Annotated in this window: 14 protein-coding genes and 1 riboswitch; of the genes, 11 read left to right on the top strand and 3 right to left on the bottom strand. The window is 74.0% G+C overall.

The window, feature by feature from the left end; translation table 11 throughout:
- Positions 1-113: 113 nt before the first annotated feature.
- From VR894_RS02220 to VR894_RS02245, 6 genes are all read left to right on the top strand, one after another.
- Positions 114-2,057, top strand: coding sequence for an acyltransferase family protein (locus VR894_RS02220; protein ID WP_324649671.1), 1,944 nt, complete (start codon positions 114-116; stop codon positions 2,055-2,057).
- Entirely contained in the window at positions 2,054-2,653 is a 600-nt protein-coding gene (locus VR894_RS02225) for a DNA-3-methyladenine glycosylase I (protein ID WP_324649672.1), read from the top strand. Before VR894_RS02220 ends, VR894_RS02225 begins: the two co-directional genes overlap by 4 nt.
- A gap of 51 nt (positions 2,654-2,704) precedes the next feature.
- The gene (locus VR894_RS02230) at positions 2,705-3,310 is read left to right on the top strand and encodes a class I SAM-dependent methyltransferase (protein WP_324649673.1); all 606 of its coding nucleotides are present in this window, start codon (positions 2,705-2,707) and stop codon (positions 3,308-3,310) included.
- Between the two features lie 150 nt (positions 3,311-3,460).
- Positions 3,461-4,621 (top strand): ADP-forming succinate--CoA ligase subunit beta, encoded by a 1,161-nt coding sequence (sucC, locus tag VR894_RS02235; RefSeq protein ID WP_324649674.1) that lies wholly within the window; start codon positions 3,461-3,463, stop codon positions 4,619-4,621.
- Between the two features lie 17 nt (positions 4,622-4,638).
- Complete coding sequence (sucD, locus tag VR894_RS02240; protein WP_324649675.1) at positions 4,639-5,559, top strand: succinate--CoA ligase subunit alpha; 921 nt, start codon at positions 4,639-4,641, stop codon at positions 5,557-5,559.
- Between the two features lie 328 nt (positions 5,560-5,887).
- Positions 5,888-7,168 (top strand): DUF6350 family protein, encoded by a 1,281-nt coding sequence (locus VR894_RS02245; protein ID WP_324649676.1) that lies wholly within the window; start codon positions 5,888-5,890, stop codon positions 7,166-7,168.
- Positions 7,169-7,187: 19 nt separating this feature from the next.
- Here the strand turns inward: VR894_RS02245 and VR894_RS02250 are convergent, their stop codons facing one another.
- Together VR894_RS02250 and VR894_RS02255 are read right to left on the bottom strand one after the other, a co-directional pair.
- Complete coding sequence (locus tag VR894_RS02250) at positions 7,188-7,736, bottom strand: type 1 glutamine amidotransferase domain-containing protein (RefSeq protein WP_324649677.1); 549 nt, start codon at positions 7,734-7,736, stop codon at positions 7,188-7,190.
- A gap of 76 nt (positions 7,737-7,812) precedes the next feature.
- Positions 7,813-8,232, bottom strand: a complete 420-nt coding sequence (locus VR894_RS02255; RefSeq protein WP_324649678.1) for a hypothetical protein — start codon at positions 8,230-8,232, stop codon at positions 7,813-7,815.
- Between the two features lie 39 nt (positions 8,233-8,271).
- Between VR894_RS02255 and purN the strand changes: the two genes are divergently transcribed.
- The 3 genes from purN to purH all read left to right on the top strand — a co-directional run bounded on the left by purN (position 8,272) and on the right by purH (position 11,196).
- The gene (gene purN / locus VR894_RS02260) at positions 8,272-8,877 is read left to right on the top strand and encodes a phosphoribosylglycinamide formyltransferase (protein WP_324649679.1); all 606 of its coding nucleotides are present in this window, start codon (positions 8,272-8,274) and stop codon (positions 8,875-8,877) included.
- Positions 8,878-8,906: 29 nt separating this feature from the next.
- A complete protein-coding gene (locus VR894_RS02265) occupies positions 8,907-9,497 on the top strand; it encodes a DUF6434 domain-containing protein (protein WP_324649680.1) in 591 nt (196 codons plus the stop codon).
- A 4-nt stretch (positions 9,498-9,501) separates the two neighbouring features.
- A riboswitch (ZMP/ZTP riboswitch) is annotated at positions 9,502-9,597 on the top strand.
- A gap of 30 nt (positions 9,598-9,627) precedes the next feature.
- Positions 9,628-11,196, top strand: a complete 1,569-nt coding sequence (purH, locus tag VR894_RS02270) for a bifunctional phosphoribosylaminoimidazolecarboxamide formyltransferase/IMP cyclohydrolase (RefSeq protein WP_324649681.1) — start codon at positions 9,628-9,630, stop codon at positions 11,194-11,196.
- A 213-nt stretch (positions 11,197-11,409) separates the two neighbouring features.
- On the opposite strand, the gene VR894_RS02275 is transcribed toward purH, so the two are convergent.
- The gene (locus VR894_RS02275; protein ID WP_324649683.1) at positions 11,410-12,681 is read right to left on the bottom strand and encodes an NAD(P)/FAD-dependent oxidoreductase; all 1,272 of its coding nucleotides are present in this window, start codon (positions 12,679-12,681) and stop codon (positions 11,410-11,412) included.
- A gap of 24 nt (positions 12,682-12,705) precedes the next feature.
- On the opposite strand from VR894_RS02275, the gene VR894_RS02280 reads away from it, so the two are divergent.
- Both VR894_RS02280 and VR894_RS02285 read left to right on the top strand, forming a co-directional pair.
- Complete coding sequence (locus VR894_RS02280) at positions 12,706-12,972, top strand: hypothetical protein (protein WP_324649684.1); 267 nt, start codon at positions 12,706-12,708, stop codon at positions 12,970-12,972.
- Positions 12,973-13,012: 40 nt separating this feature from the next.
- On the top strand, positions 13,013-14,407 hold the full coding sequence (locus VR894_RS02285; RefSeq protein WP_324649685.1) for a hemolysin family protein: 1,395 nt from the start codon (positions 13,013-13,015) through the stop codon (positions 14,405-14,407).
- The last annotated feature ends 46 nt before the right edge of the window (positions 14,408-14,453 follow it).

A 14,453-nucleotide genomic window follows, 5' to 3' on the forward strand; every position in this document is an offset into this window, starting at 1 on the left:
GGCCACCTCGCGCCCTACGCTCGACGGGAGTGGCGGCGTGGTGCGGCGCGGCTCCCACAACCGCCGGCGCGCGCGACCTAGCCTGACCCCGACACGACTGTCGAGGAGGGCGGATGGCCCAGACCACCGCGCCGGTACGCCCCGCGCGCACGCAGGCCACTCCACGGCGCCCGGCCACCGGTCGCACCACCCCGCAGGCCGGTCACATCCACGGCCTGGACGGGCTGCGCGCGATCGCCGTGGGGGCGGTCCTCGTCTACCACCTGCGGCCCACCTCGCTGCCCGGAGGCTTCCTCGGCGTCGACGTCTTCTTCGTCATCTCCGGCTTCCTCATCACCACCCTCCTGCTGCGCGAGCTGGGCAAGCGCGGGCGACTCGACCTCCCGCAGTTCTGGCTGCGGCGGGCCCGTCGGCTGCTGCCGGCGCTCGTCAGCGTCGTCCTGCTGAGCGTCAGCCTCGCGGCCGTCGTCGGCGGGGACCTCCTCGTCAACATCGGGCGCCAGGTCCTGGGCGTGCTCACCTTCTCCAACAACTGGCTGGAGATCGGCGCGGGCGCGAGCTACTTCGCCCAGACGAGCCCGCTGCTCTTCGTCAACTTCTGGTCCCTGGCGGTCGAGGAGCAGTTCTACCTGCTGTGGCCGGTCGCGCTCGTCGTGCTCGTCGCGGTGACGAGGGCGAGCCGCCACCGCGTGTGGGTCGCCCTGGGCCTGGCAGCGGCGTCCGCGGCCCTCATGGCTGTGCTGTTCACTCCCGGTGAGGACGCCACCCGCGTCTACTACGGCACCGACACCCACCTCTTCGGCCTCATGATCGGTGTGGCGCTGGCCTTCACGTGGGCCGCGCCGACCAGCTGGCTCCACTCCCCGGCCTGGCTGCGGTGGCGCCAGCGGGTGGCGGCCGGCGCCGCCGTGGGTCTGCTCTGGCTGATGACGGCGCTGGACGCCGAGTCGGCCCTCACCTTCCGCGGCGGCATCCTCGCCGCGTCACTGCTCACGGCACTCCTCGTCGCGGCGCTCCTCGGTCCCGTGACCCTCTACCAGCGGCTGATGAAGATGCCGCCGGTCGCGTGGGTGGGGGAGCGCTCCTACGGCATCTACCTGTGGCACTGGCCGCTCATCCTCATCCTCACCGAGCTGCTGCCGGCCACGACGTACGACTCCCTGCTGAGCTGGACCACCCGGGTGCTCGCGCTCGCCCTCACTCTGGTCGTCGCCGGGGCCTCCTACCGCTGGCTCGAGCAGCCCGTCCGCAGGTACGGCTTCTCCGGGGTCTGGCGCGGCTGGCGCACCGCGCTGAGCGGCGGACGCCGCCGGGCGGCACAGGTCGTCGCCGGGGCGACGGCGGTGCTCCTCGTCACGACGGCGGTCGCGGTGGCGACCGCGCCGCGGACCTCCCTCACCCAGCAGCAGATCGAGGCGAACGAGGAGCTCGTCGCGGACTCCGCCGCGCAGGCAGAGGAGGAGGAGCTCCCCGCGGACGCGGACTGGACCGTGCCCGACGGGGAGGAGATCACCGGGTTCGGCGACTCGATCATGGTGACCAGTGCGCACGGCCTCACCTACCGGTGGCCCGAGATCGCCATCGATGCCAAGTCCAACCGCCAGTGGCCCGACGGGCTCGCCGCGATCGAGCAGGCCGTGGCCGCGGGGACGGTGCGCCGCGCCGTCGTGCTCGACTTCGGGACCAACGCCGGCGTGGGCGAGCCCGACGTCGTCCGCGCGGCCCTCGACGCCCTCGGGCCGGGGCGGATGGTCGTCGTCGTCAACCTCTACGGCGGCTCCCACTGGATCCCCGAGGCCAACGCGGCACTCGCCGACGTCGTCGCCGACTACCCGAACGCGATCATCGCCGACTGGTACGCCGCGATCGACGCCGAACCGGACAAGCTCCAGTCCGACGGCATCCACCCGGACATCGAGGGTGGGCACCTGTACACCGACGTCGTGGCCGAGGCCTTCGTCGAGCTGTCCGAGCGGCTCCTCGGGGAGGGCGGGGACCGGGACGCGGACCTCCCCGCGGTCGAGCCCGCCGATGACTCAAGCCGCCCGCTGAGGTGAGCGGCGTCGTCGTCGGCGAGGACGGCCTCGCGCGACCCGCGTGGGCAGCCCACGACCCCCTGCTGCGGGAGTACTACGACACCGAGTGGGGCATGCCGGTGCGGGACGAGCGTGGCCTGTTCGAGCGGCTCAGCCTCGAGGCGTTCCAGTCGGGCCTCGCGTGGGTGACCATCCTGCGCAAGCGCCCCGCGTTCCGGGAGGCCTTCGCCGGTTTCGACCCCGACGCCGTGGCCGCCTTCCACGACGACGACGTCACCCGGCTCATGGCGGACGCGGGGATCGTGCGCAACCGCCGCAAGATCGAGGCGACGATCGCCAACGCGCAGGCGACCGTCGCCCTGCGCCCCGACGGCGGCCTCGCCCAGCTCGTCTGGTCCTTCCGACCCGCCGACACCCCGCGCCCGCGCACCATCGCCGAGGTCCCGACGACGTCCCCCGAGTCGGTCGCGCTGGCGAAGGCGCTGAGGACGCGCGGGTTCCGGCACGTCGGCCCGACGACGATGTTCGCGCTCATGGAGGCCGTGGGCATCGTCGACACCCACCTCCTCGACAGTCACCGGCGGGGGAGCTCGGGGGTCTGGCCCGGCCGAGCGTGACCCCGACGGCTGCGTTGTGGCACGGCCGCGGGCGGGGGAGAGGATGGAGTCATGACCGAGCAGAGCAAGTGGGTGCAGATCACCGAGGCCAACCCCGACCACTCCCGGTGGTACGTCGAGCGGTTCCGCCAGATGGCCGCGTCCGGGGCGGACCTCGTCGGGGAGGCGCGGCTCGTCGACGCGATGGTGCCGCGCGGGGCCCGGGTGCTCGACGCCGGCTGCGGTCCCGGCCGCCACGGCGGCTACCTCGCGGAGCGGGGGCACACCGTCGTCGGCGTCGACGTCGACCCGGTGCTCATCGCCGCAGCGGAGGAGGACTTCCCGGACGCGACGTGGGTGGTCGAGGATCTTGCCGAGCTCGACCTGCCCGCGCGGGGCATCGCCGAGCCTTTCGACGCGATCCTGTGCGCCGGTAACGTCATGACCTTCCTCGCGGCGAGCACCCGGCGGGAGGTGCTGCGTCGGATGGCCCTCCACCTCACGCACGACGGGCGCGCGGTCATCGGGTTCGGGGCTGGACGGGGCTACGACTTCGACGACTTCCTCGGCGACGCCCGCGCCGCGGGACTGGTGGCGGACCACCTGCTGTCCACCTGGGACCTGCGCCCGGCTGCCGAGGACTCCGACTTCCTCGTCGCCGTGCTCCGCCGGGACTGACCCCAGCCGCCACCCCCCGACGAGGTGTCCGCGAGCGTCCGCCGGCCCATGCGCACCCGGGTGCGCCCTCCTCGGGGCGGGCGGGTACAGTGGGCCGAGATGTCTCGATGTCGAGGCATTCCGATAGACGTCGATGAGAGGACTCACCTGGTGGACCTTTTCGAGTACCAGGCACGGGACGTGTTCGAGAAGCACGGCGTACCCGTCCTGGGCGGAATCGTGGCGACCACGCCGGCGGAGGCACGTGCCGCGGCCGAGCAGCTGGGCGGCGGGACCGTCGTCGTCAAGGCGCAGGTCAAGACCGGCGGGCGGGGCAAGGCGGGCGGCGTCAAGCTGGCCCACAGCCCCGAGGAGGCCGAGGCCCGCGCGAGCGAGATCCTCGGCATGGACATCAAGGGGCACACCGTCCACCGCGTGATGATCGCCGAGGGCGCCAAGATCGCGGAGGAGTACTACTTCTCGGTGCTCCTCGACCGCGCCGAGCGCCGATACCTGGCGATGGCGAGCGTCGAGGGTGGCGTGGAGATCGAGCAGCTGGCCGTCGAGCGTCCCGAGGCGCTCGCGCGCGTCCCCGTCGACCCGATCGTCGGCATCGACGGCGCCAAGGCGCGCGAGATCGTCGAGACCGCGGGCTTCGCCGCTGACGTCGCCGACGAGGTCGCCGGCGTCATCGAGTCGCTCTGGCGCGTCTACGCGAACGAGGACGCCACCCTCGTCGAGGTCAACCCGCTCGTGCGCACCGAGGACGGCACGATCATCGCCCTCGACGGCAAGGTGACCCTCGACGAGAACGCCGCCTTCCGCCAGGAGGAGCACGCCGCGCTGGAGGACAAGGAGGCCGCCGACCCGCTCGAGGCGCAGGCCAAGGCCCTGGACCTCAACTACGTCAAGCTCGACGGACAGGTCGGGATCATCGGCAACGGCGCGGGCCTGGTGATGAGCACCCTGGACGTCGTCGCCTACGCGGGCGAGCAGTACGGCGTCGGCCCGGCGAACTTCCTCGACATCGGTGGCGGCGCCAACGCCGAGGTCATGGCCAACGGACTCCACGTCATCCTCGGTGACGAGCAGGTCAAGAGCGTGTTCGTCAACGTCTTCGGCGGCATCACCGCGTGCGACGAGGTCGCCAACGGCATCGTCAAGGCGCTGGAGATCCTCGGCGACGAGGCGACCAAGCCGCTCGTCGTCCGCCTGGACGGCAACAACGTGGTCGAGGGACGCCGGATCCTCGACGAGGCCAACCACCCGCTGGTCACCATGGTGGACACGATGGACGACGCCGCGGCCAAGGCCGCCGAGCTCGCGAAGTAAGGACGGGACTACAGCACATGTCGATCTTCCTCGACGCGAACTCGCGCGTCATCGTCCAGGGCATGACCGGTGCCGAGGGGCAGAAGCACACCCGCCGGATGCTCGGCGCCGGCACCCAGATCGTCGGCGGCGTCAACCCGCGCAAGGCCGGCACCAGCGTCGACTTCGACGTCACCCCGCTCGGCCCCGGCGCCGAGGACCGCTCCGCCGGGACGGTCTCCGTGCCGGTGTTCGGCACGGTCGCCGAGGCGAAGGAGGCGACGGGCGCGGACGTGTCCGTCGTCTTCGTCCCGCCGCCGTTCGCCAAGGGCGCCGTCATCGAGGCCGTCGACGCGGGCATGCCGCTCGTCGTCATCATCACCGAGGGCATCCCGGTCGCCGACACCGCCGAGTTCTTCACCTACGCGCAGGGCAAGGGTGTGCGGCTCATCGGCCCGAACTGCCCCGGGATCATCAGCCCCGGGAAGTCCAACGTCGGCATCACCCCGGCCGACATCACCGGCCCCGGCCGCATCGGCCTGGTGTCGAAGTCCGGCACGCTGACCTACCAGATGATGTACGAGCTGCGGGACATCGGCTTCACCACCGCGATCGGCATCGGCGGCGACCCGGTCATCGGGACCACGCACATCGACGCCCTCGAGGCGTTCGAGGCGGACCCGGACACCGAGGTCATCGTCATGATCGGTGAGATCGGTGGTGACGCCGAGGAGCGGGCCGCGGAGTTCATCAAGGCGAACGTCACCAAGCCGGTCGTCGGCTACGTCGCCGGGTTCACCGCGCCCGAGGGCAAGACCATGGGCCACGCCGGCGCCATCGTCTCCGGCTCCTCCGGGACCGCCGAGGCCAAGAAGGAGGCCCTCGAGGCCGCCGGCGTCAAGGTCGGCAAGACCCCCAGCGAGACCGCGCGCCTCGCCCGGGAGATCCTCCAGGGCTGACGCCAACCACCCGAACGGCCCGCCGAGTGCTCGGCGGGCCGTTCGTCGTCCGCCCACCGTGCGCCCCGTGACGAGGGGTCCCCACCCCGGGCGCACGGTGGAGGTCGAAGGGCTGGGCGCCCCTCGGCCGACCGCCCCGTCGTCCAGACCGCTCAGCGCTGGGTGGCCGGCACCGTGCTGGGAGCCTTCGCGGTCCGGACCGCGTTCGCCAGGTGCCCGGCAGCGGCCTGAGCCGGCGGGCCGGTCGGATGGTGCGCCCCGGCACACGTCGCGCGACACGCCGCCGCCTTCGCGCGCCGGCGCCCCGCCTGGACGCACCATGGGTCAGATGACGACGACGGTGGAGCCCCGGGTGGCCGGACCGGCCGGGCGGGCGCGCAGGCTGCCGGAGGCCTGGCTGCGCGCCACCCTCGCCGGTATCGAGGCAGCGATCCTCAGCTGGCTGCTCGTCGTCGTCCCCACCATCGCCGCCTACGTCGCGACCGCCGCGGCGCCCCTCCTGGGCGAGGCGAGCTGGGACGACGCGGCCGTCGTCGGCACCGGCGTGTGGCTGCTCGGGCACGGCGGGGCGATCGACATGGGGGACGGTGGTGTCGTCTCCCTCGCACCGCTCGGCACCAGCCTCGTCAGCGCGGCGCTCGTCTACGGGGGCGCCCGCCGTGCGCGCCTGCGTCGTCCCGCCACCGCTGCCTTCGCTCTGGCGGGCTGGGTGCTCAGTGTGCTCGCCCTGTCCGCCGTGGTCCCCGGACCGGCAGGGCGCCCGGCCGTGGCGCTCGGCGCGCTGCTCATTGGGGCCGTGGCACTGACCCTCGCCCTGTGGCGCGCGGGAGCGACCCGGCCGGCCTGGTGGCTCGCGCTCCTGGGCCGGACACCCCCGTGGTGCCGTGCCGGTGTGCGCGCTGCGTGGCTCGTCCTGCTCCCGCTGCTCGCCTCCGCGGCGCTGCTCGTGGCCGTCGCCCTCGTACAGGGTGTGGTGACCGTCCTCGACCTGCACGAGGACCTGGCACCGGGCCGGCTCGGGACGGTCGTCCTCCTCCTCGGCCAGCTCGCCTACCTTCCCACCATGGTCGTGTGGGCGGTCGCCTGGCTCGCGGGACCGGGCTTCGCCGTCGGCGCGGGCACGCTGTTCTCACCGAGCGAGGTCGTCGCGGCACCACTGCCGGCGTTCCCCGTGCTCGGCGTGCTCCCTCAGCCCGGCACGGCCGGCACGGGCTGGGTGGTCCTCCTGCCGGTGCTCCTCGGAGTGGGCGTGGGCGTGTGGCTCCACCGCCGGCGCTTCCAGGAGTCCTGGTGGCGGGCGGCGCTGAGCGGCGTCGTCACCGCCGCGACCGTGGCGGTCCTCGCGGCTGCGCTCAGCCACGCCGCGTCCGGCGGGATCGGTCCCGGGCGGCTGGCGACCGTGGGCGCGTCCGCGCCCGCCGTCGCCGGCGCCCTGGCGTGGCAGGTGGGCGCGGGGTCCGTCATCGCGCTCGTCGCCCTGCACCCGCAGGTGCACGCCGCCACCGTGCGTGGCTACCGCTCGCTCCGCGGGCGGCTCACCGGCTCCCGGGACGACGACGGCGGCGCGGGCTCGTCGCCCACGCCGCCGCTCGACCGGGACAACGGCTGAGGTCGTCAGGCCCGTCGTCTCAGGCCGTCTGGCCCTCGTGCTTGCCCTCGCCGATCTCCTCGACGAGCTTGTCGCAGAAGGCCGGGAGGTCGTCCGGCGTCCGGCTGGAGACCAGACCCGCGTCGACGACGACCTCCTCGTCCACCCAGGTCGCCCCGGCGTTGGACAGGTCGGTCTTCAGGCTCGGGTAGGACGTGATCGTGCGGCCGTGGAGCACGTCGGCGTCGGTGAGGATCCACCCGCCGTGGCAGATGACGCCCACCGGCTTGTGCTGGGCGAAGACCTCGCGGACGAACGCGACCGCGGGCCCGTCCATCCGGAGGTGGTCACCGTTCGCCACGCCGCCCGGGAGGACGAGTGCGTCGTAGTCGCCGGGGGCGGCGTCCGCGGTCGTGAGGTCGACCTGCTGCTCGTGCCCCTTCTTGCCGCTGATCGAGCCGGACTCGGGGGCGATGAGGACCGCCTCGGCGCCCTGGGCCGTCACGGCCTCCCACGGGGCGGTGAGCTCGGAGTCCTCGAAACCGTCGGTGGCGAGGAACGCCACCTTCTTGCCAGTCAGCTGGGCCATGGGTGTGCCTCCTGTGTTCTCGGGGGTTCACCCACCAACCTACGAGCGTCCCGTCGATCCCGCTTCTCGGGCGGGGCTAACGCGCGAGGTCGAACAGGAAGGACTGGGCACGGTCCTCGAGCTCGCTGAGGCACGCGTCCTCGGCACGGTGGGTCAGCGCCCGGTCGAGGCAGGCGTGGAAGTCCGCGTACACCGGCCACAGGAGCGCCTGCACCCCCGTGAGGAGGACCATCGCGGCCGCCACGCCCATCCCGATGACGACGAGGACGGTCATCCCACCGCGGAGCCGCGCGCGCCTGGCGCGGACGAGCCCGACGACGCCGAGGACGATCGCGAGGAGCGCCAGCAGGCCCGGGACGAGAGGCAGCGGCCACGGGGGCCGGGTGACCGAGAGCCACAGCGCCGCGAGCAGCACGAGCGAGAACCACAGCAGCGGCCGGTTCGCGGCACGCACCTGCTCCTCGGTCGGCGCCTCGCGCAGCTCCTGGGACGGCATGGTGCCCAGTCTTCCATCCCGGCGGACTACCCTCGGCACGTGCCCACTCGCGTCGTCGTCCTCATCTCAGGCGGGGGATCCAACCTCGCGGCCCTCCTCGACGCGGCCCGGGACCCGGCCTACGGGGCCGAGATCGTCGCGGTCGGGGCCGACCGGCCCACGGCCGGAGGGCTCCAGATCGCCGAGCGCGCGGGTGTCCCGACCTTCGTCGAGCGGCTCTCCGACCACCCGGACCGTGAGTCCTGGGACCGTGCGCTCACCGCCTCGGTCGCGGCGGCCGAGCCCGACCTCGTCGTCTCCGCCGGCTTCCTCAAGCTGTGCGGGCGGCACTTCCTCGAACGTTTCGGCGGGCGGTACGTCAACACCCACAACTCCCTGCTCCCCGCCTTCGCCGGCATCAACGGCCCGCGTGACGCCCTGGAGTACGGGGTCAAGATCGCCGGCGCCACGCTCTTCGTCGTCGACGACGGCGTCGACACCGGCGCGATCATCGCCCAGGTGGCAGTCCCGGTCCACGACGACGACACGGTGGAGACCCTCACCGAGCGGATCAAGGTGGCCGAGCGAGTCCAGCTCGTCGAGCAGGTCGGGCGCCTCGCGCGGCTGCCGTGGCGGGTCGAGGGGCGGCGCGTCGTCGTCGGCTGAATGTCGGTGGCCGGTGCGAGCATCGACCCGTGGACACCGGGACACGCGAGACCAGGCCGCCGATCGCGACCGTGCGGACGGGCGTCGAGCTGCGGCGCTGGTACTGGCTGCGGACCGAGCTCGCGGAGCTCGCCGGGGTGCTCGGGCTCCCGCGGGGCGGCAGCAAGGAGCAGCTGCTCGAGCGGGTCGCCGCGGTGCTCGACGGTGCGCCACCGCCCGCCCAGGCGCCCCGCCGGGCCGTCGGTGCCCAGCTCGAGGAGCCGGTCGGGCCGGGCACGGTGATCCCGCCCGGTCAGCGCTGCGGCCAGGTGCTGCGGCGCTTCTTCACCGCACAGATCGGCCCGCACTTCCGCTTCGACGAGCACATGCGCGAGTTCGTCGCCCACGGCACGGGCCGGACGTTCGGTGAGGCCGTGCAGCACTGGTACCGCACACGGGACGCGCCGGCAGGCCCGATCGGGCAGCAGTTCGAGTACAACCGCTTCACGCGCGCGTGGTTCACCGAGCACCCCGGTGGCAGTCAGGCGGAATGCCGTGCGGCCTGGCAACGGCATCGCGCCCGGCCGGTCGACCAACGCCCGCCGGTACGGGGAGGAGGAGGAGCGCAGGGAGCGCGGTAGACTCTGACCCGGCCGTGACTGGCGCAACCGAGGTGGAGCGACACCACCGGGGAGCGGCCGGAAGTCCCCTGCAAGGGCACCGCACGCCTGGGTGCCCGGGTCCGTCCCACCGAACCCAGGAGTGACCTTCGTGACCGACACGCTTCCCATCCGCCGGGCCCTCGTCTCCGTCTACGACAAGACCGGACTCGAGCCCCTCGCCCGCGCCCTGCACGACGCCGGGGTCGAGATCGTCTCCACCGGCTCCACCGCCCGCACGATCGCGGCCGCCGGTGTCCCCGTCACCCCGGTCGAGCAGGTGACCGGCTTCCCCGAGTGCCTCGACGGCCGGGTCAAGACCCTGCACCCCCGGGTCCACGCGGGGATCCTCGCCGACCGCCGCAAGCAGGCGCACCGTGAGCAGCTCGACGAGCTCGAGGTCGCCCCGTTCGACCTCGTCGTCGTCAACCTCTACCCGTTCACCGACACCGTCGCGTCGGGCGCCGGGCCCGAGGAGTGCGTCGAGCAGATCGACATCGGCGGGCCGACCATGGTGCGGGCCGCGGCGAAGAACCACGCGAGCGTCGCCGTCGTCGTCGACCCCGCCGGGTACGACGACGTCGCTGCCGCCCTCGCGGGAGGCGGCTTCAGCCTCGCCCAGCGTCGCCGGCTCGCTGCCGCCGCCTTCCGGCACACCGCCGACTACGACGTCGCCGTCGCGTCCTGGCTGGGCAACGTCGTCGCACCCGACGACGAGAGCCGCTTCCCGGCGTGGATCGGCGGGACCTGGCAGCGCGCCGACGTGCTGCGCTACGGCGAGAACCCGCACCAGCCCGCCGCTCTGTACCGCTCCGGCCAGCCCGGTCTGGCCCAGGCCGAGCAGCTGCACGGCAAGGCGATGAGCTACAACAACTACGTGGACGCCGACGCCGCGTGGCGCGCGGCCCACGACCACAGCGAACCGACCGTGGCCATCATCAAGCACGCGAACCCGTGCGGGATCGCGGTCGGGGCCACGATCGCCGCGGCGCACGCCGCCGCGCACGCGTGCGACCCGGTCTCCGCCTTCGGTGGCGTGATCGCCGCGAACCGGACGGTCACCGCGGAGGCCGCGGCGCAGATCGCGCCGGTGTTCACCGAGGTGGTCGTGGCGCCCGGGTTCGACGCGGAGGCGGTGGAGATCCTCACGGCGAAGAAGAACATCCGCCTGCTCGTCGTTCCCGAGGCACCCGCGGGCGCGGTCGAGTCCCGGCCGATCAGCGGCGGGCTGCTCGTCCAGGCGGCCGACCGCATCGACGCCCCCGGGGACGACCCCGCGGACTGGACCCTCGCCGCCGGCGAGCCGGCCGACGACGCGACGCTCGGCGACCTCGTCTTCGCCTGGCGCTCCGTGCGTGCCGTGCGGTCCAACGCGATCCTCCTCGCGGCGGGCGGCGCGAGCGTCGGCGTCGGCATGGGCCAGGTCAACCGGGTGGACTCCTGCCGCCTCGCCGTCGAGCGGGCCAACGCTCTCGGTGAGGGGCAGCAGCGAGCCCGGGGCGCCGTCGCCGCCTCCGACGCCTTCTTCCCTTTCGCCGACGGCCTCCAGGTGCTGCTCGACGCCGGCGTGCGCGCCGTCGTCCAGCCCGGAGGGTCGATCCGCGACGAGGAGGTCGTCGCCGCGGCCCAGGCGGCCGGGGTGACGATGTACTTCACGGGCACCCGCCACTTCGCCCACTGACACGGACACCGGCTCGCGCACCGGCCCTCTCGCGCATCGTGTGTGGTTCGGGTCCCCCGAGGACCCGGACCACACACGATCGCGGGGCCTCGGGCCGGGGCCGGCGGCTTCGGGGCGCCGGGGCTCGGGGCCGGGCGGGCGTGGGGCGCCGGGGGCGGGAGCCGGCGGCATGCGACGCCGGGGGACGCTGCCGACCGCCGCCGGCGTGCGTCCTCAGGCCGGGGTCAGGGTCTTGCGCAGCTGGACCGACGGGTCGGACGCGGCGGCGACGTCGACCGCCGGGTGGCGCGGCGCCGAGAGCGCCTTACGGAGCGGACCGACGTCGCGCGGCCGGTCCACGGTGAGGCCCGCGCGGAGCCGTGACGTGCCGTCGGCGTCGCGCGTGACGTACAGCGCCGTCCACGGTCCGGCTCCGGGCTCGCCGCGCAGCACGACCTCCGCGCCGGGCGGGACCTGCCCGACGACGGTGAGGTCGTGGCCGAGCTGGGTGGAGAAGACGTAGGGGGCCGGGTCCGGCGCCGGGGCGCCCGACGTGCCGAGGAGGTCGGCGACGAGCGCCGACGGGTGGTTGAGGGCGCCGTCCCAGTGCGCGCCCGCCACCAGGCCGTCGCGCGGTGAGGTCCGGTCCGCGCAGTCGCCGACGGCCCGCACGGAGGCCGGCCCGCCGCGCACCCGCCCGGCGAGGTCCACCGGCACCGCCCCGCGCGGGGTGAGCGGCAGGGCACCGGACAGCCACCGGGTGTGCGGCCGCACCCCGACGGCAGCGACGACGACGTCCGCCGCCAGCCGCTCACCGTCCGCCAGCTCCACCCCCTCCGCGTCCGCGCCGGTCACGGTCGCGCCGCAGCGCAGCTCGACGCCGTGCGCCTCGTACCAGGGCACGACCAGCTCCCCGACGTCCGGGCCCAGCACGTGGCCGAGCGGGACGGGTCCACCCTCGAGCACGGTGACGTGCGCGCCCTGCTCGGCGGCCACGGACGCGAGCTCGGCTCCGATCCAGCCGGCCCCGATGACGGCCAGGCGGACACCCGGCCGGAGCCGCTCCCGCAGCCGCTCGGCGTCGTCGGGGTCGTGCAGGGTCAGGACGTCGCGCCACCCCGGGACGGTGAGGGCACCCGCGCCGGTCGCGAGGACGACGACGTCGGAGGCGACCTCCCGGCGGCCGTCGGGGCTGTCGACGGCGAGCCGGGCGTCGTCGTCGTCCGCCTCGAGGTGGACGGCACGGTGCCCGACGAGGAGCTCGTCCGCCAGGGCGGGCAGCTCCCCGTACCCCTCGTCGGCGAGCCAGACCGGCTCGGTCCGGGAGAAGAGCTCCTTGCTCAGCGGTGGGCGGTCGTACGGCGGCAGCGACTCGGCCCCGACGACGGTGAGGACGCCCGCGAAGCCCTGGGCGCGCAGCTCGGCAGCGGTGCGCAGGCCCGCGAGTCCCGTCCCGACGACGGTCACCCGGGACGGCGGCGGCGCGGGGCGGGAGGGAAGGCTCACGGGACCCACGGTAGCCTCGGTGCCATGGAGCGGACGCACGGCAGGAGCACGGCGGTGCTGTGGATCGTCGTCGTCGGCGTCGCCCTCGCCGGGGTGGCCGCCGTCCTCGTCAACGTCCCTGCCGGCGTCGTCGTCCTGGCGCTGCTGTGCGCCGTGCTGGCCGTCGTCCGGGGCACCGACCGCAGGTCCCCCGAGACGTTCCGGGCCCGGTCGACCCCCTTCGACGTCACCGTGCTCGCCGTCGCCGCCATCGCCCTCGCCGTGCTCGCCCCGGCGGGCAACCTCACCTGACCCGTCCTGCGCGAGCGGGTCATCCTGGGAGAATGGCCCGATGAACGGCCTCGTCGTCGACATCGCCCTCGTCTTCCTCTTCGTCCTCATCGGTGGGGTCTTCGCCGCCTCGGAGATCGCCCTCGTCTCGTTGCGCGACGGCCAGGTGCGGGCCATGGAGGACAAGGGGGGCGCCGGGGGGCGCGTCGCCCGGCTCACCCGGAACTCCAACCGCTTCCTGTCCTCCGTGCAGATCGGTGTCACGCTCGCCGGCTTCTTCTCCGCCTCCTTCGGCGCCGCCCAGATCGCGCCGCAGGTCTCACCGGCGCTGGAGAGCCTCGGCCTGGCGAGCGGCGTGGCGAGCACCGTCGCCTTCGTCGGTACCACCGTCGTCATCTCCTACCTCTCCCTCGTCTTCGGCGAGCTCGTGCCCAAGCGGCTCGCGATGCAGAGCGCGGAGCGCTTCTCGCTCCTCGTGGCGACCCCGCTCGACTGGATCGCCACCGCGATGCGCCCGGTCATCTGGCTGCTCGGTGCGTCCACCGACCTCGTCATGCGGCTGCTGGGCCGCGACCCCACGGCTCAGCGCGAGGAGATCGGTCCCGAGGAGCTGCGCTCGATGGTGGCCGAGCACGAGTCCCTCGGCGCGGTCGAGCGGGAGATGGTCGTGGACATCCTCGCCGTGGGTGACCGGGGGGTGGAGGAGATCATGACCCCCCGCACGGAGGTCGAGTTCCTCGACGCCGACCTGCCCGTGACCGAGGCGCAGGCGCGGGTCTCCACGCTGGAGCACTCCCGCTACCCCGTCCGTGGCCGCAACGACGACGACGTCCTCGGCTTCGTCCACGTCCGCGACCTCATCCACGTGCGGGCCGGCGCGCGGGTCGTCGCCGACCTCGTCCGGCAGGTGCCCTTCTTCCCGACCGGGAAGCGCGTGCTGTCGGCGCTCACCGACATGCGGGCGCAGAACGCCCACCTCGCGATCGTCGTCGACGAGTACGGCGGCACCGACGGCATCGTCACGCTCGAGGACGTCGTCGAGGAGTTCGTCGGCGAGATCCACGACGAGTACGACCGGGAGGACCCCGGCGTCACGGTGCGCGGCACCGCGGGGGAGCTCGCCGGGCTGCTCGGCCGCGCCGACGTCGCCAAGGTGCTCGACCGGGAGCTGCCCGAGGGGCCGTACGACACGCTGGCCGGGTTCATCATGACGAGGTTGGGGCGGCTCCCGCAGGTCGGGGACACGGTGCTGTGGGACGGGCTCGCGCTGACGGTGACCGAGCTCGACGGCCGGCGGGTGGACCGGGTCCAGGTGCGGCAGGCCGAGGGCGAGCCGGCCACCGGTGAGACGGCCGAGGGCGAGCCGGCCACCGGTGAGACGGCCGAGGGCGAGCCGGCCACCGGTGAGACGGCCGTAGGTGCGGTCGACCCGGGGGCCGCCGGGCAGCACCCCTGAGGCGCCGGAGGGACGGTCTGCGTGTAGCCCATTTATCTCGATGTCG

It is taken from the genome of Georgenia sp. H159 (genome assembly GCF_035607575.1).
Classification (GTDB): Bacteria; Actinomycetota; Actinomycetes; order Actinomycetales; family Actinomycetaceae; genus Oceanitalea.

Bases quoted from the DNA above. Each gene is read 5' to 3' on its own strand.
- VR894_RS02220 (WP_324649671.1), top strand. From the start codon at position 114: ATGGCCCAGACCACCGCGCCGGTACGCCCCGCGCGCACGCAGGCCACT.
- VR894_RS02230 (WP_324649673.1), top strand. From the start codon at position 2,705: ATGACCGAGCAGAGCAAGTGGGTGCAGATCACCGAGGCCAACCCCGAC.
- sucD (WP_324649675.1), top strand. From the start codon at position 4,639: ATGTCGATCTTCCTCGACGCGAACTCGCGCGTCATCGTCCAGGGCATG.
- VR894_RS02245 (WP_324649676.1), top strand. From the start codon at position 5,888: ATGACGACGACGGTGGAGCCCCGGGTGGCCGGACCGGCCGGGCGGGCG.
- VR894_RS02250 (WP_324649677.1), bottom strand. From the start codon at position 7,736: ATGGCCCAGCTGACTGGCAAGAAGGTGGCGTTCCTCGCCACCGACGGT.
- VR894_RS02255 (WP_324649678.1), bottom strand. From the start codon at position 8,232: ATGCCGTCCCAGGAGCTGCGCGAGGCGCCGACCGAGGAGCAGGTGCGT.
- VR894_RS02280 (WP_324649684.1), top strand. From the start codon at position 12,706: ATGGAGCGGACGCACGGCAGGAGCACGGCGGTGCTGTGGATCGTCGTC.
- VR894_RS02285 (WP_324649685.1), top strand. From the start codon at position 13,013: ATGAACGGCCTCGTCGTCGACATCGCCCTCGTCTTCCTCTTCGTCCTC.